This window comes from Mesorhizobium sp. B2-4-19, assembly GCF_006441315.1.
GTDB lineage: Bacteria > Pseudomonadota > Alphaproteobacteria > Rhizobiales > Rhizobiaceae > Mesorhizobium.
Map to the genome: position 1 here is coordinate 486,150 of NZ_VFUV01000001.1, position 20,241 is coordinate 506,390.

General features: G+C 63.8%; 19 protein-coding genes. 4 read left to right on the forward strand and 15 right to left on the reverse strand.

All coding sequences use genetic code 11. The features are described from left to right. Nucleotides 1–6: 6 nt before the first annotated feature. Together FJ546_RS02300 and FJ546_RS02305 are read left to right on the forward strand one after the other, a co-directional pair. Nucleotides 7–1,014 carry a serine hydrolase gene (locus FJ546_RS02300; protein WP_140887744.1) on the forward strand — a complete coding sequence of 336 codons (1,008 nt, stop codon included), beginning with the start codon at nt 7–9 and terminating at the stop codon, nt 1,012–1,014. Continuing rightward, a complete protein-coding gene (locus FJ546_RS02305; protein ID WP_140887746.1) occupies nt 1,014–2,129 on the forward strand; it encodes an anhydro-N-acetylmuramic acid kinase in 1,116 nt (371 codons plus the stop codon). The genes FJ546_RS02300 and FJ546_RS02305 overlap by 1 nt, the downstream gene beginning before the upstream one ends. On the opposite strand, the gene FJ546_RS02310 is transcribed toward FJ546_RS02305, so the two are convergent. The 3 genes from FJ546_RS02310 to FJ546_RS02320 form a co-directional block, all read right to left on the reverse strand. Then, nucleotides 2,126–2,548, reverse strand: a complete 423-nt coding sequence (locus tag FJ546_RS02310) for a GNAT family N-acetyltransferase (RefSeq protein ID WP_140887748.1) — start codon at nt 2,546–2,548, stop codon at nt 2,126–2,128. The genes FJ546_RS02305 and FJ546_RS02310 overlap by 4 nt on opposite strands. 68 nt (nt 2,549–2,616) lie before the next feature. Continuing rightward, on the reverse strand, nt 2,617–4,002 hold the full coding sequence (locus FJ546_RS02315; RefSeq protein WP_140887749.1) for a sigma-54 dependent transcriptional regulator: 1,386 nt from the start codon (nt 4,000–4,002) through the stop codon (nt 2,617–2,619). After that, nucleotides 3,999–5,972, reverse strand: a complete 1,974-nt coding sequence (locus tag FJ546_RS02320; protein ID WP_140887751.1) for a sensor histidine kinase — start codon at nt 5,970–5,972, stop codon at nt 3,999–4,001. The genes FJ546_RS02315 and FJ546_RS02320 overlap by 4 nt, the downstream gene beginning before the upstream one ends. 168 nt (nt 5,973–6,140) lie before the next feature. On the opposite strand from FJ546_RS02320, the gene FJ546_RS02325 reads away from it, so the two are divergent. Then, complete coding sequence (locus tag FJ546_RS02325; RefSeq protein ID WP_140887753.1) at nt 6,141–7,469, forward strand: dicarboxylate/amino acid:cation symporter; 1,329 nt, start codon at nt 6,141–6,143, stop codon at nt 7,467–7,469. A 184-nt stretch (nt 7,470–7,653) separates the two neighbouring features. On the opposite strand, the gene FJ546_RS02330 is transcribed toward FJ546_RS02325, so the two are convergent. The 12 genes from FJ546_RS02330 to FJ546_RS02385 all read right to left on the reverse strand — a co-directional run bounded on the left by FJ546_RS02330 (nt 7,654) and on the right by FJ546_RS02385 (nt 19,241). Further along, a complete protein-coding gene (locus FJ546_RS02330; RefSeq protein ID WP_140887755.1) occupies nt 7,654–8,673 on the reverse strand; it encodes an ROK family protein in 1,020 nt (339 codons plus the stop codon). After that, nucleotides 8,670–9,392, reverse strand: coding sequence for a ribulose-phosphate 3-epimerase (locus tag FJ546_RS02335; protein WP_140887757.1), 723 nt, complete (start codon nt 9,390–9,392; stop codon nt 8,670–8,672). Before FJ546_RS02335 ends, FJ546_RS02330 begins: the two co-directional genes overlap by 4 nt. Continuing rightward, nucleotides 9,389–10,222 carry an alpha/beta hydrolase gene (locus tag FJ546_RS02340; protein WP_140887758.1) on the reverse strand — a complete coding sequence of 278 codons (834 nt, stop codon included), beginning with the start codon at nt 10,220–10,222 and terminating at the stop codon, nt 9,389–9,391. Before FJ546_RS02340 ends, FJ546_RS02335 begins: the two co-directional genes overlap by 4 nt. Next, nucleotides 10,222–11,040: a sugar phosphate isomerase/epimerase gene (locus FJ546_RS02345; RefSeq protein WP_140887760.1), complete on the reverse strand. Its 819-nt coding sequence runs from the start codon at nt 11,038–11,040 to the stop codon at nt 10,222–10,224. The genes FJ546_RS02340 and FJ546_RS02345 overlap by 1 nt, the downstream gene beginning before the upstream one ends. Beyond that, entirely contained in the window at nt 11,040–12,116 is a 1,077-nt protein-coding gene (locus tag FJ546_RS02350) for a Gfo/Idh/MocA family oxidoreductase (protein WP_140887762.1), read from the reverse strand. Before FJ546_RS02350 ends, FJ546_RS02345 begins: the two co-directional genes overlap by 1 nt. Before the next feature lie 11 nt (nt 12,117–12,127). After that, nucleotides 12,128–12,949, reverse strand: coding sequence for a sugar phosphate isomerase/epimerase (locus FJ546_RS02355; RefSeq protein WP_140887763.1), 822 nt, complete (start codon nt 12,947–12,949; stop codon nt 12,128–12,130). A gap of 63 nt (nt 12,950–13,012) precedes the next feature. Further along, nucleotides 13,013–13,855: a carbohydrate ABC transporter permease gene (locus tag FJ546_RS02360; protein ID WP_095771204.1), complete on the reverse strand. Its 843-nt coding sequence runs from the start codon at nt 13,853–13,855 to the stop codon at nt 13,013–13,015. A 4-nt stretch (nt 13,856–13,859) separates the two neighbouring features. Continuing rightward, the gene (locus FJ546_RS02365) at nt 13,860–14,756 is read right to left on the reverse strand and encodes a sugar ABC transporter permease (protein WP_023764771.1); all 897 of its coding nucleotides are present in this window, start codon (nt 14,754–14,756) and stop codon (nt 13,860–13,862) included. A 133-nt stretch (nt 14,757–14,889) separates the two neighbouring features. Beyond that, the gene (locus FJ546_RS02370) at nt 14,890–16,140 is read right to left on the reverse strand and encodes a sugar ABC transporter substrate-binding protein (protein ID WP_140887765.1); all 1,251 of its coding nucleotides are present in this window, start codon (nt 16,138–16,140) and stop codon (nt 14,890–14,892) included. A 110-nt stretch (nt 16,141–16,250) separates the two neighbouring features. After that, entirely contained in the window at nt 16,251–17,396 is a 1,146-nt protein-coding gene (locus tag FJ546_RS02375) for an ABC transporter ATP-binding protein (protein WP_095771207.1), read from the reverse strand. Nucleotides 17,397–17,486: 90 nt separating this feature from the next. Then, nucleotides 17,487–18,437 carry a PfkB family carbohydrate kinase gene (locus FJ546_RS02380; RefSeq protein ID WP_140887766.1) on the reverse strand — a complete coding sequence of 317 codons (951 nt, stop codon included), beginning with the start codon at nt 18,435–18,437 and terminating at the stop codon, nt 17,487–17,489. A 3-nt stretch (nt 18,438–18,440) separates the two neighbouring features. Continuing rightward, a complete protein-coding gene (locus tag FJ546_RS02385; RefSeq protein ID WP_140887768.1) occupies nt 18,441–19,241 on the reverse strand; it encodes a class I fructose-bisphosphate aldolase in 801 nt (266 codons plus the stop codon). A 161-nt stretch (nt 19,242–19,402) separates the two neighbouring features. Between FJ546_RS02385 and FJ546_RS02390 the strand changes: the two genes are divergently transcribed. Then, nucleotides 19,403–20,164: a DeoR/GlpR family DNA-binding transcription regulator gene (locus FJ546_RS02390; protein WP_127291316.1), complete on the forward strand. Its 762-nt coding sequence runs from the start codon at nt 19,403–19,405 to the stop codon at nt 20,162–20,164. Nucleotides 20,165–20,241: the final 77 nt, after the last annotated feature.

Sequence of the window (20,241 nt, forward strand, 5' to 3'; positions counted from 1 at the left end):
AGGAGGATGGCGTTGAGCGACCTCGCCCAGCTCTTCGACCGCGCTTTCCAACCACTTGCAACAGCGGTGTCCACCAACCACGTTCCCGGCGGCGTGCTCGGCATTGTCGACAGCAATGGCCATCGCATCGTCAGGGCAATCGGCTCGGCGCAACTCGTGCCCAAGCAGCGTCCAATGACCGTCGAAACCTGGTTCGACCTGGCATCACTGACCAAGGTCATCTTCACCACGCCGCGCATCCTGGCGCTGGCCGAGGACGGCGTCATCGATCTCGATGCGCCGCTGACATCCGTGCTGCCCGACCTTCGCCAGTACGATCAATCGGCGTGGGAGCGGAAGGTGACGTTTCGCCAGTGCCTCGGCCACCAGACCCCCTTCCCGGCAGTCGAACCGATCTACACCTACGGGCGCGATCCCGAATTGCTGCGCGCCTTCATCCTGCAGCGCGAATGGCGAGCCCGTGACCCCGTCTATTCCGACATCAATTTCATCCTGCTCGGCTTTGCGCTGGAGCGGCTGTCGGGCAAGACCATCCGCGACATGGATCCCGGCACCGGATTTGCCTGGTCCACGGAGCCGGATGCCGCCGCGGCGACCGAGGACTGCACCTGGCGTCATCGTGTGCTCTCCGGCGAGGTCCACGACGACAATTGCTCGGCGCTGCAAGGCGCCGGTCATGCCGGGCTGTTCGGCACGGCGGCTTCGGTGCTTGATTTCGCGCAAGGGCTGCTGTCCGGTGCTTCCAAGAATTCGACCGCGCTGATGCGCACGCCCTTGTCCGCCACCCGCACCCATGGCTGGGAGCGCTCCTATGACGGCTGGTCCGGCGGGGCCTTGTGCAGCCCGGGAACGATCGGCCACACCGGCTTTACCGGCACCGGCTTGTGGATCGATTTCGACAAGGGCAAGGCCTGGACCTTGCTCACCAACCGGATCCATCCGACACGTCATTTCGACAGCGGAATCGTTCAGCTTCGGCAAGCGGTCGGCGATCTGATGAATGGAGTTCAATGATGGAACCAATCTGGGCCGTCGGCCTGATGACCGGCACCGTGCTTGACGGCAATATCGACGTCGCGCTGATCAAGACCGATGGCGAGCGCATCGATGATTTCGGCACCTACCGGCTGATGCCTTATCCCCCATCGATCCGCTCGCTGCTGGAAGAGACGCTGACGGCGGCGCGGGCCTGGAATTTTGTCGGGCCGGAACCGGCGATCTTCCGCAAGGCCGAGGAAGCGCTGACGCGTGCCCAGTCGGCGGCGGTCAGGGAATTGGTCGAGGGCTATGGCATGACGATGGCCGATGTCGGCGTCGTCGGCTTTCACGGCCAGACCGTGCTGCATCGCGCGCCGCAGGTCGGAGGGCTCGGCCAGACGCGGCAATTGGGTGACGGCGAGCTGATGCATTCCCTATTGGGCGTAAAGGTCGCCTACGATTTCCGCTCGGCCGACATGCGCGCCGGCGGGCAAGGCGCGCCACTGGCCGCCGCCTATCACACCGCGCTGATGCGCAGCGCCGGCGCCAGTGGCGAGGTGGCCGTGCTCAATCTCGGCGGCGTCGCCAACATCACCTGGTGGGACGGCGCCGACAATGTCGTCGCCTTCGACACCGGACCGGCCAATGCGCCGCTCAACGATTTCATCAAATCGAAGGGGCTCGGCGACATGGACCGCGACGGCGCGCTCGGCCGCGCGGGCAAGGTCGACGAGGCCCGGCTCGCCAAGCTGTTGCAGCATCCCTATCTGACCAAGCCCTATCCCAAATCGCTGGACCGTTTCGATTTCGGCGCAGCCATGGCCGACGGCCTCAATGCCGAGGATGGCGCGGCCCTGCTCACCGCCTTCACGGCCGGCGCCGTCGGCAAGGCACTCGACCTGTTGCCGAGCCGGCCCAGAAAATTGGTGGTCAGCGGCGGCGGGCGCCACAATCCGACGATGATGGCCATGCTCGCCAGCCGCGCCGGCGTCGAGGCGGTGCAGGCGGAAAGCCTCGGCTGGAGCGGCGACGCGGTGGAAGCAGAATGTTTTGCCTTCCTGGCGGTGCGCGTGCTGCGCGGCCTGCCGATCAGTTTTCCAAGCACCACCGGCGCGCCGCAGCCGATGCGCGGCGGAAAGCTTGCCGGTTAAATCAGTTTCTTCTGCAGGAAGATGCGGCTGCGACCAACCGGAAAGTCGGCCAGCGTGCCGAAGGGCTGATAGCCCTGGCGCTGGTAGACCTTGGCGGCGTTTGGATTGAAGGTGTCGATCCAGGCGTTGTTGCAGCCGCGCGCCACGGCTTCCTGCTCGGCCGCGTCCAGCATCCGGCCTGCCATGTGCTGGCCGCGCAGCCTTTCATCGACCCACAGCCATTGCACGTAGAGCCAGCCCCAGGCGGTGTAGCCCGAAATGCCGGCGACGACCGCGCCATCCTCGTCGCGCACGAACACAGCGAGCGCCTTTCTTTCGGACGCGCCGACATCGCCGTCGTTGAATGCCGTTAGATGCTCAGCGAGAAAGGCGAGGTCTTCCGGCAAGGGGTTTGCCGTTGTTTCGAGTGTCGTGTTCATAGGCTCATACCGGAAAGCTCGGCTGGATGGGATGAAGGGTTACGGAGCACGAGGCTCTCGCGCAATTTCTATGTCTGCTCTCGAACGGGGGACGGGTCGCCGCCATTGCGAAATTCCGATGCGGCAATGCCGTAGCGCTTGAGCTTGTCGTAAAAAGTCTTGCGTGGCACGCCGAGCGAATCGATAGCGCCACGCACGTCGCCGCCATGGTCGCGCAGCGCGTCACGGATGAGTTGCGCTTCGTAGTGGCCCACGCGTTCGGGCAGCGAGGCGGCAGGCTCCGTCCATTGCGGGGAAACCCCCTTCACCTCATCGTCAGGCCCAAGACCGAGTGTGACGCGATCGGCGAAATGGGCGAGCTCTCGCACATTGCCCGGCCAGGCATGCGACTGAAGATGACCGCTGACCGCGGCATTGACCTTGGCGACCGGCCGGCCGAAGCGCTCGGCGGCCTTGCCGAGGAAATGACCGAATAGCATCGGGATATCGCCGCGCCGCTCGCGTAGCGGCGGGATGCGCAGCGTCACCACGTTGAGGCGGAAATAGAGATCCTCGCGAAAATCGCCGCGCTGGTCGGGCCTGCCGAGATCGACCTTGGTCGCCGCGACGACCCTCAGATCGAGTCGCCTGACCTCGTTCGAGCCGAGCGGGGTAAGGCTGCGCGTCTCCAGCACCCGCAGCAGCTTGACCTGCAGGGCCGGCGGCATGGATTCGATCTCGTCGAGGAACAGCGTGCCGCCGCTGGAATGCTCCACGCGACCGATCCGCCGCCGCTGCGCGCCGGTGAAGGCGCCGGCCTCGTGGCCGAACAGTTCGCTTTCGATGACGGTCTCCGGCAAGGCGCCGCAATTCAGCGCCACGAAGGGTTTGGAACGCCGCCGGCCCCACCGGTGCAAGAGGTCGGCCACCACTTCCTTGCCGGTTCCGGTCTCGCCCTCCACCAGCACGTCGACATCCATGTCGGCGATCTGCCGCAAGGTCTCGCGCAGGCGCCGGATGGCGGGCGCCTCGCCGATCAGCGGCAGACCGTCGGCAGCGAGCGCCGCGGCTTCGCGCAGCCGCCGGTTCTCCATCACCAGCCGCCGTTTCTCCGATGCCCGTCTCAGCGCCTCGACCAGGCGATCGCCGGCATAGGGCTTTGGGATGAAATCGTAGACACCGTCCTTGAGGGCGGCCACCGCAAGATCGACATCGCCATGCCCGGTGACCAGGATCACCGGTATGTCAGGGTCGATCGCCTTGATGCGGTCGAACAGCTGCAGCCCATTCATGCCCGGCATGCGGATGTCGCTGACAACCACGCCCTCGAAATTCCTGTCGACGACGGCAAGCGCTGCTTCGGCGGCGTCGAGCGCGGTCACCGTGAAGCCAGCGAGTTCGAGCAACTGCGTGGTGGCGTGCAGCAGATCGGCATCGTCCTCGACGAGCGCCACGAGCCCTGATCCCTCGTTCATTCAATTCGCCTCAAATCGATAGTGAAGGACGCGCCATTGGCGCTGTCGGGGTCGAGCCGCAGCGTGCCCCCCAATTCCTGGGCGATCTCCTGCGAGATCACCAGCCCGAGGCCGAGCCCCTTCTCCTTGGTGGTCTGGAACGGCATGAACAGATTGCCGGCTGCTTCCGGCCCGAGGCCGGGACCGTTGTCGCGCACCGAAATCAGCACGTGATCGTCGCGCTCGGCGAGGTCGATCTCGATGCGGGGATCGGGCTTGTCCTTCATGGCGTCCAGCGCGTTCTGCAACAGGTTGACGAGGATCTGTTCCAACCGGATGCGGCTTGCCATCACCACCGGCGAGGCGGTACCGCGCGGCTTGACGATGGTGACGCCGGAATCGCGGATGCGACCGGAAAGCAGCGACAGCGCGCCGTCGATCGCCTCGCGCACCGGCAACGGCGAAGCGGCGACACCGGGCCGGCGGGCAAAGGTGCGCAAGGTGCTGGTGATGGCGCCGATGCGCTCGGTCATCGAGACGATCGAGGTCAGATTACCGCTCGCCGGTTCGGTCTTGCCGCTATCGAGAAAACGTCCGGCATTCTCGGCATAGGTGCGGATGGCGGCGACCGGCTGGTTGATCTCATGCGCCACGCCTGCGGCGATCTGGCCGAGGATGGAGAGCCGGTTGGCCTGGGCGAGATCGTCGCGCAGCCGGCGAACCTTGGCCTCGGCATTTTCGCGCTCGGCGATCTCGCCGGCGAGCGCGGTGTTGGAGCGTGTCAGCTCGGCGGTCCGTGTGCTGACCCGGCTTTCCAGCTCGGCATTCATGCGCGCCATCGCCTCCTGCCGCAGCCGGCGTGTGCGGCGGCGCCTTGTGAGTACGTAGGCAAGCAGGCCGGTCAGCAGCAACCCGAGCAGTGTCGTCAGCCGCGCCGTGTTGGCGGCCGACGAGAGAGCGCCATCCGCCGGCGTCAGCACCCAAAGGCGCCAGCCGGGAACCGCGCCGGGCAGGTCCTGCACCACCTCGACAAATTGACGTGGCTTGCCGGGGCCGTCGATGGTGGTCAGGCCGTCGCCGGCACCGCGCCGTATCGGCAGGGGTTCGAAGGCGGCATCGTCCAGTTGCAGTTGCTCGTGGGCAGCTGCGGCGTCTTCGGCGGAGAGCGGCGCCAGCGCGTGAAACCGCCACTCAGGCTGGCTGGTGGCCAGCACGACGCCGCGTTCGTCGGTGACGAAAACGAGAAACCCGCTGGAGCGCCAATTGGCTTCGACGCCGTCGAGCTCGACCTTCAGCACCGCGACACCCAGCGGCTTGCCATTGTCGTCGACACGGCTGGCAAGATAGAGACCCGGCCGGCCACTGATCGTGCCCAGCCCATATTGGCTGGCCGAACCCTTTGCCATCGCCTGGTTGAAATAATGGCGGAAATTATAGTCGATGCCGACAAAGCTCGTCGGCTCGCCGGCATTGCTGGCCGATATGGCGATGCCCGCCGTGTCGATGACATAGATGGCGGACGCCGAGGCATCGCCGGCGATCGCCTTGAGCTTTTCGTTGAGGGCCGCTTCCTGCATCTTTCCGGCCCGGCGCAGCGCCCCGCGCACCGCATCGTCGCGAGCCAGCACCAGCGGCACCAGGCGTTGTTTCTCGATTTCGCCTGTCAGCGTTCCCGCCGCCAGCGGCAGGGCGGCGAGCGCGCCATTACGGAGGTCATTGGTCGCCTGGCCGGTGGCGATACGCCCCGCGATGACGATCGCGCCCGCCAGGATCGCGAGGGCGACGACGATAACAAGCCAGCGGCCATCGTGCAGCCGGGCCACCGCCTCGCGCAGCAATTCACGGCCGGGAAACCCTGTGGACCCGCTATCGGTGCCCGCTTGCGGCGTCTGCCCTCTCCCTTTTCTTCGCGCCCCGTTTCTTCGTGGCTTGGCGATCAGTGTAATGCGTAATTCCGCCCAGGCAAACGCTGCCTGTGCGGAAATCCGCACAGGCATTTGCCGCAAAGCACCAGACAACCGCAGAAATCCCGGGATTCCGGCCTTTCATCGATCTGGCACAGCGCTTGCAAAACTCCTTGCCAGCGGCGGGCGACCGGAACGCCGCGATGGGAGAAGTCACGCAGGGCGGGTTCCGTCCATCCGGCCAGGGAGAGTTCGATGCACATCGCAGACCAATCGGGCGCGGCCGCCGCGCAGCGCAAGCCCCTCTACGCCCAACTCTACGTGCAGGTGCTGGTGGCAATCACCGTCGGCATCCTGCTCGGCCACTACTATCCGTCGATCGGCGAGAGCATGAAGCCGCTCGGCGACGCCTTCATCAAGCTGGTCAAGATGATCATTGCCCCGGTCATCTTCCTGACAGTGGCGACCGGCATCGCCGGCATGAGCGACCTGCAGAAGGTCGGCCGCGTTGCGGGCAAGGCGATGCTCTACTTCCTCATCTTCTCGACGCTGGCGCTGATCATCGGCCTCGTCGTCGCCAATGTCGTGCAGCCTGGCGCCGGCTTCAACATCGACCCGGCGACGCTCGATGCCTCGACCGTCAACACCTATGCCGCCAAGGCGCATGACCAGTCGGTCACCGGCTTCCTGATGAACATCATCCCCGGCACGATCGTCGGCGCCTTCGCCGACGGCGACATCTTGCAGGTGCTGTTCTTCTCGGTGCTGTTCGGTATCGCGCTGGCGCTTGTCGGCGACAAGGGCGCGCCGGTGCTCAACTTCCTGCAGGCGCTGATGGCGCCGATGTTCAAGCTGGTCAGCGTGCTGATGAAGGCCGCCCCCATCGGCGCGTTCGGCGCCATGGCCTTCACCATCGGCAAATACGGCATCGGTTCGGTCATCAACCTCGCCATGCTGGTCGGCACCTTCTACGCGACATCACTGCTGTTCGTGTTCGTCGTCTTGGGCGCGGTCTGCCGCTACAACGGCTTTTCCATCCTGTCGCTGCTGCGCTACATCAAGGAAGAGCTGCTGCTGGTGCTGGGCACCTCCTCGTCGGAAGCGGCCCTGCCCTCGCTGATGGAGAAGATGGAGAAGGCCGGCGCCAAGCGCTCGGTGGTCGGCCTGGTCATCCCGACCGGCTATTCCTTCAACCTCGACGGCACCAACATCTACATGACGCTTGCCGCGCTGTTCATCGCGCAGGCGACGAACATCCATCTGTCGATAGGCGACCAGATCCTGCTGCTGCTGGTGGCGATGCTGTCCTCGAAAGGTGCCGCCGGCATCACCGGCGCCGGTTTCATCACGCTTGCCGCGACGCTTTCGGTGGTGCCTTCGGTGCCGGTCGCCGGCATGGCGCTGATCCTCGGCGTCGACCGCTTCATGTCGGAATGCCGGGCGCTGACCAACTTCATCGGCAATGCCGTCGCCACACTGGTTGTCGCGCGCTGGGAAGGCGAGCTCGACGAGGCCAGGCTCGCCAGGGCTTTGGCCGGCACGGCCGACGACAGTCTGCCGGCGGATATCGTTCCCGCCGAGTAATTCGCGCGGTCGTTTAGCAATACGAATGGCCGGAGGCAGCGATGCCTCCGGCCATTTTCATGTGAGTGACGATGTCACGCGGCGCGGATCTTGCCGAGCGGCGCCAGCGCTCCGCCATCGTCAGCGAAGAGATGGCAGTGGCACGGGTCGACCCGATTTGATGCACGCGCCGTCGAGCATGAGCTCAGCTGTTGAAGTCCCTCCTCGCTTCGGGAAACGTGCTTGGACCGACAGGCATGCGGGCTGCCAGGCTGCCATCGTCGAACAGGACAAGGCTGGCGGCGCCGACCAGCCCGGCGTGGCGGCCGAGCTGGGCCTGGACGACCGGCACATCACGATAAGCGCGCATGGCGCGCTGCCGGATGGTCGCCTCGATGACCGGATGCATCAGGTCTAGCCCATTGGCGATGCCGCCGCCGACGACCAGCACGTCGGGCGAATAGAGGTGCAGCAAATTGGTGAAGCCGACGCCCAGCCAGCGTGCTTCTTCCTCGAGCAGGGCCAGAGCGAGGTCGTCCTGGAGCCGCGCCGCCTCGACCACGTGGCGGCCGGTGACCTCGGCATCAGCCGAGAGGCTGCGCAGCGTCGAGCCGTCAAAGGCCGATGTCGCTGCATTGGCGCGACGGCCAAGTGCCGTGCCCGAGGCGATGGCCTCGAAGCAGCCGACGACGCCGCACACGCAGCGCTCGCCCTCGTTGGTGATGGTCATATGGCCGATCTCGGCGGCCAGCCCACGGCGGCCGTGCAAGATGCGCCCGTCGGCAACGACACCGCCGCCGATGCCGGTGGAAACCGTGACGAAGACCAGCGAGCGAGCGCCATGGCCGGCACCGAAGCGCCATTCGCCAAGTGCGGCCGCGTTGGCATCGTTTTCCAGCCGCACCGGCAGGCCGAGCCGGCGCTCGAGTATGTCGGCCAGCGGCACATCCTGCCAGCCGGCCAGCGTCGGCGGTCCGACGGCGATGCCGGCCAGCGGGTCGAGCGGCCCTGGCGCGCCGACGCCGACGCCGACAATGGCGAGGCGCGGCGCCTCGGCATGCACGGTCGCGGCCAGCGCCTCGATCTGGCCGATCACCACGTCGGGTCCGGCCTGTGCCTGCGTCGGCACGGCGGCGAAGGCCAGGATCTTGCCGTCACGGTCGACCAGCGCGGCACGAAGCTCGGTGCCGCCAAGATCGACCGCGAGGGCGGCTTCAGTGGTCATGCCGCAACCTTCAGCCCATGCAGCCAGCCGATGCGGCCGGCGAGATCCTTGTCGCCGAAGGCGAGCGAACCGAGAACCACGGTCTCCGCACCGGCGGCACGCAGCAAGGGCACGGTCTCGTGGCGGATGCCGCCGTCGGCGGCAAGCACCACTTCTGCCTCACGGCCGGCTCCTCGCAAGATGGCACGGGCAGCGCCCAGCCTGTCGCATGCCTTGTCCGACAGGCTCTGGCCCTTCACGCCGATGGCGGTTCCCAGCAGCGTGACGAAGGCGACCTCGGAGACGAAAGGCTTCACTGCCTCGACCGGCGTCTCAAGCCTCAACACGACGCCCGCTTCGGCGCCGAGTTCGCGCGCCAGCCGCACGGCGCGCAATCCCGCTTCGCCATTTTCGGCATGGACGCTGATCATGTCGGCGCCGGCCTCGATGAACTGGCGCGTCTGCGCCTCGACGATTGCGGCATCGACCATCAGATGGACATGGATGGGCTTGGCCGTCAGTCCGGCGATGCGGGCAACGAGATCGGGGAAGAACAGGAAGGACGGGGCGAAATGGCCGTCCGCCACGTCGATGTGATGCAGATCGACATGGGGTTCGACGCGCCTGAGGTCGCTCTCGAAATTGGCGAGATTGGCCGACCAGAGCGAGAATTCGGCGATCAGGCGATCGCGCGGCAGCGCGGCTATCGCCGCCGGGCCTGACAGGGGCTTTGAAGTCATGATTGGTCCTGATTGTTGAAATGTCTGTCGAGAAATCCGCCGATAGCGGCGCGGATTTCGGCGAAATGGCGATCCTTGTCGGTGGCTTTCGGCGTCACCTCGACGAAGGCGGCATTGGGGATGGTCCCGGCAAGCTCGCGGGCGGTCGCCAGGGGATGGACGAGATCGATGCCGCTGCCGATGACCAGCGAGGGAATTGCGAGGCGAGCGGCCGCCGCCCGCGTCACGCCAGGCCCATCATTGGCGATCGCGTGCATCACTTCGGCGAAGACGGCCGCATTCTCGCGCGCGAAGAAGCCGAGCAGCGAGGCGAGATTGTCCGGCGCTTCTGCGCGAAAGCGGGCCGATGTCGCGGAGGACTCGAAGGCATCGCGGGCCGCCGCCAGCGGAAGCCGGCGAATGAGTTCCGCCACTTCCGTGTAGGGCCGCATGTTTTGCGGCGCCGCATCGAAGGCCCAGGCCGGACGCACCAGCACCAAGCCAAGCACGCGTTCCGGATGGCGGGCGGCAAGCCGCAGTGCGGTGGCCGCGCCCATCGAAATGCCGCCGGCAACGAAACGGTCGAGGCCGACCGCGTCGGCGGCGGCCAGCACATCGTCGGCGAACATGGCGATCGAGAACGGACGCTTGCTGCCGGCGCTGGAGCCGCCCTGTGCGCGGCATTCCACGGTCAGCCGGCGGTATGATGGTTGGTCAGGAAAGTTCTGCGCCACCTGGGCGGCATCACCGCCGAGACCATGCTGAAAGACGACGGATAGCCTGCCCTGCCCCGTGTCGAAGACACGAAGCGCGGCATCGTCGCGTAGCATGATCTTCGGCGCGCCGCCCATCAGAGCAGACGCCCAAGGAAGGTCGCAACATCCAGCGCCTCGTTAGCCGACAATCCGTGCGTGACGAGCGCGCCGTCGAAACCCACCGCCTTCAGCCGCGCGACGAAATCCGGAAAATCGACGATGCCTTGCCCTGCCGTGGCGAAGCGGCCGTCACCATGCCGGTCCTTGGCATGCGCCATGACGATGTGGCCGGCAGCCTCTTCGATCGCGGCGGCGACGATGGCACGCGCCTTGTCCGGCGTGGCGTACTCGAACAGATTGGCCGGATCGAGCACGATCTTCAGTCGCTTCGAGCGCATGTCGGCGATCAGACGTGTCGCGTCGCTGGCCGAGGTGACGATGTTGGCCTGCTCGGGTTCGATGCCGAGATCGACGCCGGCATCCTCGGCCAGCGCCAGCGCCTTGCCCATCTCAACAGCCATGTCGCACCAGGCGGAAGGCGTGGCATTTTCGGGATGATAGGCCCATTGATCGGCGATATTGCGCGATCCGGTGCAAAGGGTAACCAGCGGGATGCCGAGGGATGCAGCCGTCTTGATGACGACGCCAAGGCGGCGAAGACCATCGTCGCGCACCGCCCTGTCGGGATGCGCCATGTTGTAGGTGCCCGAGAGGGCTGCAAGCGAAACGCCTGATGATTGCGCTGCAGCACGGATGGAAGCGCTGGCATCCGCCGGGACGGCATCCGGCATAGACGGTAGGCCGGCGCAAGCAAGATTGAACTGCGTCGTTTCATATCCGGTCTGCTTCACCGCAGCCAGCACGGCGGCGGGATCTGTTCCCGGGAAAGTCTTGGCGAAGATGCCGAGGCGCATCAGACCGCACCCGAAACCGAGGCGAGTTGGACCCGTTCGCCTATCTCGACAGAGCGGGCAATCGCGACCATGGCACGGATCGAGGCGATGCCGTCCTCGACGTTGGCGCCGCGCATCGGCGTTCCGTTCAGCACCGCGTCGGCAAGACCTTCCAACTGGCGGCGGAAGAAATGGCCGTCGGCGCCAAGCGGTTTGCGCGAGGTCGCATCCTTCTCATGAAAGATATCGACCTCGCTGGCGCGGAAATACCAGGGGTTGAAGGTTTTGGCGATGACGGAACCCTTCTCGCCATAGAGTTGGAACCCTTCGTGCCAATCCATGCGCACGGCGACGGTGAGATCGAGATGACCGAGCGCGCCGCTGGCGAATTCGGTCTCGACGAACCAGCAATAGGCCCCGAAGCGTTCATTGAGACGGGCGTGCACGGCGGTGATCTCACCGCACAGGAAGCGCGCCGTGTCGACCAGATGCGAGCCATGCGCCAGCATGAAATATTGCCGCAGATCCGCCTTCGGATTGCCCGAAGGTTTCCTCGCCAGCTTGCTGGTGACTGGCAGCGGCTGCACGGCATCTGTGTTGGTGTAGCGATGGGTGGAATCGCAATACCAGGCCTTCAGCGCCAGCACCTCGCCCATCTCGTCGCGGACGAAGTCGCGCGCGGCCTCCAGCGCCGGGTCGAAGCGCTTCATGTGCCCGACCTGCAGCACCTTGCCCGAACGCCTCACCGCCGCCGCCAGCGCCTCGCCTTCCTCCACCGAAGTGCCGATCGGCTTTTCACATAGCACGTGCTTTCCGGCGTCGAGCGCCTTGATCGACATCGGCACGTGATAGGCGTCCGAGGTGGCGACGATCACCGCCTCCAGCTCGGGATCGGCGAGCATGGCGTCATAGTCGGCATACATTTTTTGCGGCTCGTAGGTGGCGCCCATGCGGGCGAGCAGGTCGGGAGCCGCATCGCAGATGGCGTAGAGATCGGCATTGCCGGCTTTCACGCAGGATTCCAGATGCGCGAACTGCGCGATGGGGCCGCAGCCGAGCACACCGACCCTGAGGCGTCTGTCTTGTTTCTTGATCATCGTCTCGTTCTTCAGGCGCCGTAGCTGCGCATCGTCTGGCGGTTGGTCTTGACCGCGCCGGCGGGATCGGCGGCGGCCGTTTCGGATTCCTCTTCGAGCACCAGCCAGCCGTTGAAACGCGGGGCGGCGCCGGCGATCTCGATAACCGCCGGCGTGTCGCAGACCCCCTTGCCCAGCATCGCCCAGGTGCCGTTGGCGTCGACGTCCTTCAAATGGATGTAGCGGATGCGATCGCGATAGGTGCGCAGCGTATCGGCCATGTCCTTGTGACCGCGCAAGATATGACCGGTATCCGGCACCCAGCCGACCAGATCACGGTCCAGCAAGGCAAAGATCCTGTCGTAATCGGCGCGGTCGAAAAGCAGCGTGTTGTGGTGCGAACTCGGATGCACCGCCACCTGGACACCGGCCTTGCGGCCCAACTCGCCAGCCTTGTTGTAGACCTCCGCCGCAATGGCGAACTTGTCGCCGCGCGGCCCGTCGGACACTACGGTTGCCGATCCCATCGACACCAGCGCGCCGGGAAAGGTGGAAGCAAAATCGATCCAGCGCTGCGCCGCCTCGAGGTCGGCGCCAATCTCCTCCTTGAGCGTGAAACCGCTCTTGGAGCCGAAGGCGAAGGAAACGAGCGTCAGGCCGGAGGATTTCAGCGCGGCGGCGAACTCCGACGGCCGGTCGGCGTAGCGGCCGATCATGGTGTCGGTGATCTCGATCCCGGAATAACCGCCGGCGGCGATCGCCTTCAACAGATCGTCGGGGCCACCGACAAAACGGTCGCCGAGCATTTCCCATGTAAAGGTCTGGCAGCCGACTTTGAGGTCTTGCACGTTCATCCTTTCAATCCTTGATACCGCTTATTACTTGATGCCACGCCGCGTCGCCGTGGGAAGGACATCCTATTTGACCGAGCCCGCGGTCATGCCGGCGAGGAAGTACCGCTGGGCAACGAGGTAGATCAGCAAGAGCGGTAGCGAGCCGAGCACGCTCATCGCCATCATCTGGTTCCATTCGAAGGCGTGCTGGCCCATCAACAGCTGAATGCCGATCGGGACGGTGCGCATGGACGTTGACTTCGTCAGCGTCAGCGCAAAGAGAAATTCGTTCCAGCACAATAGGAAGGTGTAGACCGACGTCGCCACGATACCAGGCAGTGAAATCGGGACGATCACCCGCCAAAGCGCTGTCCAACTGGTGCCGCCATCGACAGCCACGGCTTCATCTAGATCGCGGGGCAAGGTGTTCAGATATCCCGTCATCAGCAGGATCGCGTATGGCAGTGTAAACACCAGGTAAGTCAGGATCAGTGCGACGTAGGTATCGAAAATACCGTATGACACGACAAGCCCGAAGAAGGGGATCAAAAGGGTGATCGGCGGAATCGTCTGCGTGCTGATGATGAGCGTGTTCAGGCTGCCCTTGCCGCGGAAGTTGAAGCGGCTGAACCCGTAGGCCGCCAACAAGGCGATCACCACCGTCAGCACGGTCACCGCTCCCGCCACGAAATAGCTGTTGAAGAAGAAGCGCAGCTTTACCGGGTCGCCGAGGATGGCTGCATATGCCTCCAGCGTGAAGGCCTTTGGCAGGATGGTTGGTGGCAGGGCAAAGATTTCGGTGTTCGATTTGAACGAACTGTTCAGCATCCAGTAGATCGGGAATGCCGCGAAAAAGAGCCCCGCTGCAAGCGCCACATGGAGCGCGGCGGTGATCAGCCTGTCTTTCGGCGTATGCCTTTTCCTCATGGGACTACCGAGCCTTTTGATAGCGAATATAGAACAGCGTCAGGCCGAGAGAGATCAACAAGATGACCACAGCGCTCGCCGAAGCCTGCGATAGGTTGTAGCTCGAAAACGCCAGCTTGTACGTGTAGGTGCTGAGGACCTCGGTCGAGTAGATCGGGCCGCCGCCCGTCGTTATCCAGATCAACGGGAAGACCTGCATGGTCCAGATGAAGTCGAGCAGCGAGATGCTGATGATGATCGGCATCAGCTGCGGGATGGTGATGAAGATCAGCTTCTGGTAGGCCTTCGCCCCGTCGATATCGGCGGCCTCGTAGAAATCCTTGGGAATGCCCTGCAAACCCGCGAGCAGGCTGACCATGAAGAGCGGATAGCCCGCCCAGATATTGGCGAAGGTGACTGCGTGCAGCGCGGTCTCAGGCGAGGAAAACCATTCGACCTTGGAACCGATGATGCCGATTTGCATGAGAATGCTGTTCACGACACCGTTCGGCTCAAGCAGGAGGCGCCAGATTACGGCGATAATCACCGCGGTGAACAGCCAGGGCAGTATGTAGAGCACGCGCAGAATATTGCGCAGTGTCGGATTGATGCGGTCGCTGTTCAGCATCAGCGCGAAGACCATGCCGATGGTCATGTGGAAAATGACACTCATGCATGTGAAGTAGAGCGTGTGCCACAGCGAAGCCCAGAACACGGGGTCGTCGAAGATCGCCTGGTAGTGTTTCAGTCCGGCAAAGGATGGGTCGCGACGCAGCACCGCGCTGTTCTGGAACGAATAGGCAATCACCGTCACCATCGGCAGCAGCATCAGAAGCCCGATTATGAGCAGCGAGGGCGACAGATAGAGGTAGGGTGCGACCGCTCGTTTCAGCTTGTGGTGGGAGCGCTTTTGCCGGGTCATGTGCCAACCTTGGGATACGCCTTCAAGAGAAGGTAAGCTTCGGAAACAGGTCCATCTCAAATTGCCGATCCGTTATTGCCGGGTGGCCCGAAGTCAGGCCACCCGGTAGAGACAGCAGACGGGAACGGGCCGATCAGAATTTCGCCATCCAGCCCTTCTGAGCTGCGGCAGCGGCTTGTTCCGGAGACTGCTCGCCGGCGAGCATTTTCTGGGCTTGCACGTCGAACTGGGTCATCAGGTCTTCCGCGACCGGCAGGCCTGTGAACTCATTGGCGAGATAACCGGTCTTGAAGATTTCAAAAGCCTTGCCGAAAGCCTTGTCCGAGGTCACGAAATCGGGCTTGGCGTTGACGTTGCCTGGGAAGGCGTTGGCAAGCGACACGAGCTTGGCGTTCACCTTTTCACTCATCAGATATTGGACGAGTTTCCAGGCCTCTTCCTGGTGTTTCGAAACAGCAGAGATGCCGATGTCCCAGGAGGCATAGGGAAGGCCGCGCTTGCCGGTATAGTTTTCCACGACCGGGACCGGGATGAGGTCGAAGTTCAGCTTGGGATTGCGCTTACGGATGAGGTTCACATGCGCGAGCGAGTCGATCATCATCCCGACGCGGTCGTTGACGAATTCCTCGACCTTTTCCTGCTCGGTCTTGGTGGCGATGCCGGGCGAGATGGTGCCGGCGTCGTTGAGTGATTTGACGAAGGTGAGCATATCCACCACCGGTTTGCCCCCAAGGTCTGGCTTGCCGTTCGCCATCATCGACTGACCCGAAGCCCAAACCCACGACATCATGTCGTTCTGGACGCCGGATGGCGTTTGCAGCGACAGGGGCAGCACCCAGCCATACTGGTTCTTGTCGGCGTGCGTCATCTTCTTGGCGGCTTCGAGAAACTCCGCGCGGGTCGACGGGAGCTTGGTCACGCCCGCCTGGGCGGCGAGGTCCAAATTCACGAAGACCGGATAGACGAAGGAAGCCACGGGAAACATCACCGCCTTGCCGTCGACCTTGATGATGTCCGCGACCTGGCTCTTGTCGAAACCGCTCGCATCCATCATCGGGTTCATGTCGGCGAGTGCGTTCTGCGCATTCAGATTGTTCACCCAGGCGCCGTCGAGACCGACGACGTCGCTGAGCGTTCCCGTTGCAGCACCAACCGAGATCTGGTCTCGCGTGGTCGCGTAGGGGCCGCTGACCAGCGTCACCTTGATTCCGGGGTTTGCGGCCTCGAAGTCATCCATGATTGCCCTGAGCGAGCCTGCCGGCAATTCGGGCTCCCACCATTGGGTGAATTCCAGCGTCGTGTCCGCCGCCATGGCGCCGGTTGCGCCAAGCAACCATGCGGCCGCGGCTATTTTCAGCATCGCGGGTTTTATACGAAACATCATTTTCTCCTCCTTCTTTGGGATCGACCGCACAATGCGGCCGATCGTCTGGTTATTCGGAAGTCTTCTTATGCAGGCGCCTCACCCTCGCCCGCGGATCTCGTCGCGGATATTCAGATCGCCAGATGCGTCTCGGGATCGAAGAAATGGAGCTTGGCGTCATCCAGGGCCAACCGGATTTCCGAGCCGGAGCGGACTGTGCTGACCGGTTCGAATTTCGCCACCGCATTCGACGCCAGGCCGAAATCCTGCACCGCGTCAGGGTCGCCGGAGTCCACCCGGACCGCGTCGATGTTGAGATGAACGATGTGTTCGGATCCGAGTTCTTCGATCGAGGTCACCTTTGCCGGTATCGTCTGATATTTGCGGCCGGATTCGAGGCTGCTGTCATAGAGATGCTCCGGTCGAATCCCGAACACGACCTTGCGCCCCGCATATGATCTCAAACCCGGCCTGCGCACGAAGGCCGCATCCTGCAGCCGGATGGTGAAGGCGCCGGCCATAAGCTCGTCGCCCGTCAGGGTCGCTTCGAAAAGGCTCATGGAAGGAGAGCCGATGAAGCCGGCAACGAAGGCGTTCACCGGTGATTCATAGAGCCTCTTGGGCGTGTCGACCTGCTGCAGCACACCACCCTTCAACACCGCGACCCTGTCCCCCATGGTCATCGCTTCGGTCTGGTCATGGGTCACGTATATGGTCGTGACGCCGAGCTGCTTTTGCAGGCTGGTGATTTCGGCGCGCATTTGCACGCGCAGTTTCGCGTCCAGATTGGAAAGGGGTTCGTCCATCAGGAAGGCGGCCGGCTCGCGAACCATGGCGCGGCCCATGGCAACCCTTTGACGCTGTCCGCCGGAAAGGTTGGCGGGTTTGCTGTCCAGCAAAGACGTCAGCTGAAGGGTCTTGGCGATCTCGTCCACGCGCTTCTTGCGCTCGGCCTTCGGCTTGCCTGCCAGCCGCATCGAAAAGGCGATGTTTTCGAATACAGTCATATGCGGATAGAGCGCGTAGCTCTGGAAGACCATCGCGATGTCGCGGTCCTTGGGCGGCATGTCGACGACGTCGACTCCGCCGATCCGAAGGCTACCGCTGGTGATGTCCTCCAATCCCGCAATCATTCGCAACGCGGTGGATTTGCCGCAGCCGGACGGCCCGACGAGAATCAAGAACTCGCCGTCCTCGACCGACAGGTTCAATTGGTCGATTGCGCGAAAATTGTTCCCGTAGGTTTTGCAAATATTCTCAAGAATGACTTCTGCCATCTTCCTCCCTCCACAAGTCTAAGCCGATGATTTTGTTTTTCTCCTTGGCTTATTTTCACCTGTGAAAATGTTTCCTCGGATAGCTTCAGGCTATGTTCCGGTATCGAGTTCCGCATATTTCAGTTCGACTGCCGTCGGCGCGTTCGCCGATGCCAGGAGTTCCGTGACCTTGTCATTCGTCGGAAGCGCCTCGCGCCCGCCACGCCCCGCTATCGAAAGGGCCGCCGCCGCGGCAGCGAATGCCACCCGGCCTGCGGTGTCGGCCCCGCGCGTCAATGCATGGGCATAGGCGCCGTGAAAGCAGTCACCGGCGCCGGTCGAGTCGACGACGGCAACCCGGTGCGGCGGCAGGTGCCAGAGCCGTGTCTCTTCACGCCCGCGATAGTACACGCCCCTGCCGCCATCGGTCAGAACCACGGCGGACCGCGACGGCAACCATAATGCATCGAGCATCTCGGCGGGCGATCGGCACCCCGTGGCGGTCCGCGCAAAGCCGAGCGGAAGAATGAGATGGTCGCAGAGCGCGATCAGCCGATCCGTGGCCGGGCCGCTGCTCCATTCGATATCGCCGAGGATCGCAAGGCCGAGATCGCGAGCCCGGGCCACGACATCCAGCGACCGGATCGCGTAGCCATCGACGATCAGGACGGTCGCGCGGCTGAGGACTTCATCGGGAAAGTCCAGCGCGGTGCCCAGCATCGCTTCATCGTCATACGCGATGAACCGCTCCCCATCCGAGCCGACGGTGATCCGCGAGCGCACCGGGCGCGCATCCGGGTGGCGCGGCGCGAATGCAGTTTCAACGCCGCTCTCAACGAGATCGCACAGCACGGCGTCGTCCGCAGCACTGCCCAGCCATCCGACGAACCCGGCGGCTCCGCCGAGCCGCGCGACGGTGGCAAGGGCCGTCGCGACATTTCCCCCGAAAGCTCGGGCACTTTGCAGAACCTTCCCCTTGCCCGCCGACAACGGCTGATCGACATAGACGATGTCGTCGATCGCAATAGCGCCGAAGCCGAGGATTGAGGGAACGGTGGGCATCGCTCAGGCCCCCGCTCTCGCCAAGGCGTCTTGCGCCGAAAGGCCGTCATGGATGACGCCCCGAAAGGCAAGCGCTGCCTTCTGAGGGTCGCCATGCCCCCAGAGATTGCGGCCCACCACGGCCCCGCGCGCGCCGGCACGGATGGCGTCCGCCGTCTGCTGAAGCGCGCCGAGCAGCGTATCGGTCTTCGGCCCACCGGCGATCACAACCGGCACCGGGCAGGTTCGCACGGTCTCTTTGAACGACTCGAAATCGCCCGTGTAGCCGATCTTGATCACGTCGACGCCGGACTCGTAGCCGATGCGCGCCGCATAGGCGATCTCGTCGGGGGTGAAGACGATCTTTGCCCCGTCGGTGAAATCGCGAGGGTAGATATGCGCCACCACCGGCATACCGTAACGGGCCGCCGCATTCACCGAATCGGTCAGCCAGCGAATGTATTTGCCCTCGGTCGCGCCGCGCACCGGAATGGCCACGGCCAACGCATCGGCGCCAGCGCGCACCGCATCCTCGGGCGTTGCAATCAGTTCACTGATGCGATCGTCTGGGGTGAAGCAGCCGGCCTGGATCACCAGGGAAGCCTTGCCGGCATATTGCGGCCACAGATGGCGCGCGGTGCCGGGCTGGATGCTGACGTAGTCGGGTTTGCCCAACATGACGCGTGCAAGCGCGCCCGGAAGATCGGCAAGGCCTCCTTTGCGCACGTCGCCATAGCCGACAAAGTGGTCGACCGCGCCGCCAAAAAGATTCCCCGATGGATGTGAGAAGAGGCGCGCCAGGCGCACCTTGGTTCCGAGGCTCATGAGTCCAAAACTCTCCAATCGATTGATTTCAAAATCCCGGACCAGTGTTTGCGAAAGAAAAGATAAATGCAATCTTTCGAATTCTTTCGAATTCGCGTATTTTTGGTAGAGTGAACCGAGGCCAGGGCGATCGCATGGCGCATGGAGGCAAGGACAAGGCAATGTTGTCAGAGCAGAGACGCCAATCGATCCTGGGTGAAGTGCAACGCAGCGGACAGGTTCGTATCAAGGACCTGTCAGACGATTTTGGCGTGTCGGAAGTCACGGTGCGCTCCGACCTCGAGATACTGGACCGCAAGGGATTGCTGACCAAGACTCGTGGAGGAGCGGTGACCCGGACCACAGATTCGACCACGGCCGCGTTCGCCCGGCGGATGCAAACGAACCTCGATGCAAAGAAACGCATCGCCCGGGCAGCGGTAGAACTGTTCGAGGACAACCAATCGGTCATCTTCGACGGCGGCTCGACACTGATGCAGGTTGCCATGCTGTTACCGCCGCTCAGCAATGTCGTGGTCGCGGCCACGGCGATGAATATCGTGCAGCATCTGATGCATCGGCCCGGGCTCGACGTTCACATGATCGGTGGCCGGGTCTATCCAGACACGGTGAGCACGCTGATCACCGATGCCGACACGGCTCTCGGCGGCTTGGTAGCGCATCAGGTCTTCGTTGGAGCGCATGCGATTGACTCGTCACTGGATGTGGTCGACGTGAACGAAGACATGGCGCGAACGAAGCGAAACCTCGTGCGCATGGCCCGGCGCGTTGTCCTGCTTGCGGATTCGAGCAAATGGGGTGTCAGCGGGACCTCCAAGGCATTTTCGCTGTCGAGCGTCGATGTTGTGATCACCGACGATGGCTTGTCCGGCCCGATACGCAGCCAGCTTGATAGGACCGGGGCCAAGGTGATCTATGCCTGACCGCGTCGCGGTCCCTGGCCGCGACGGAAATCTCCAATGCGCTCATGGCCCACGGAATCCACATCGGCGCCCGGCCG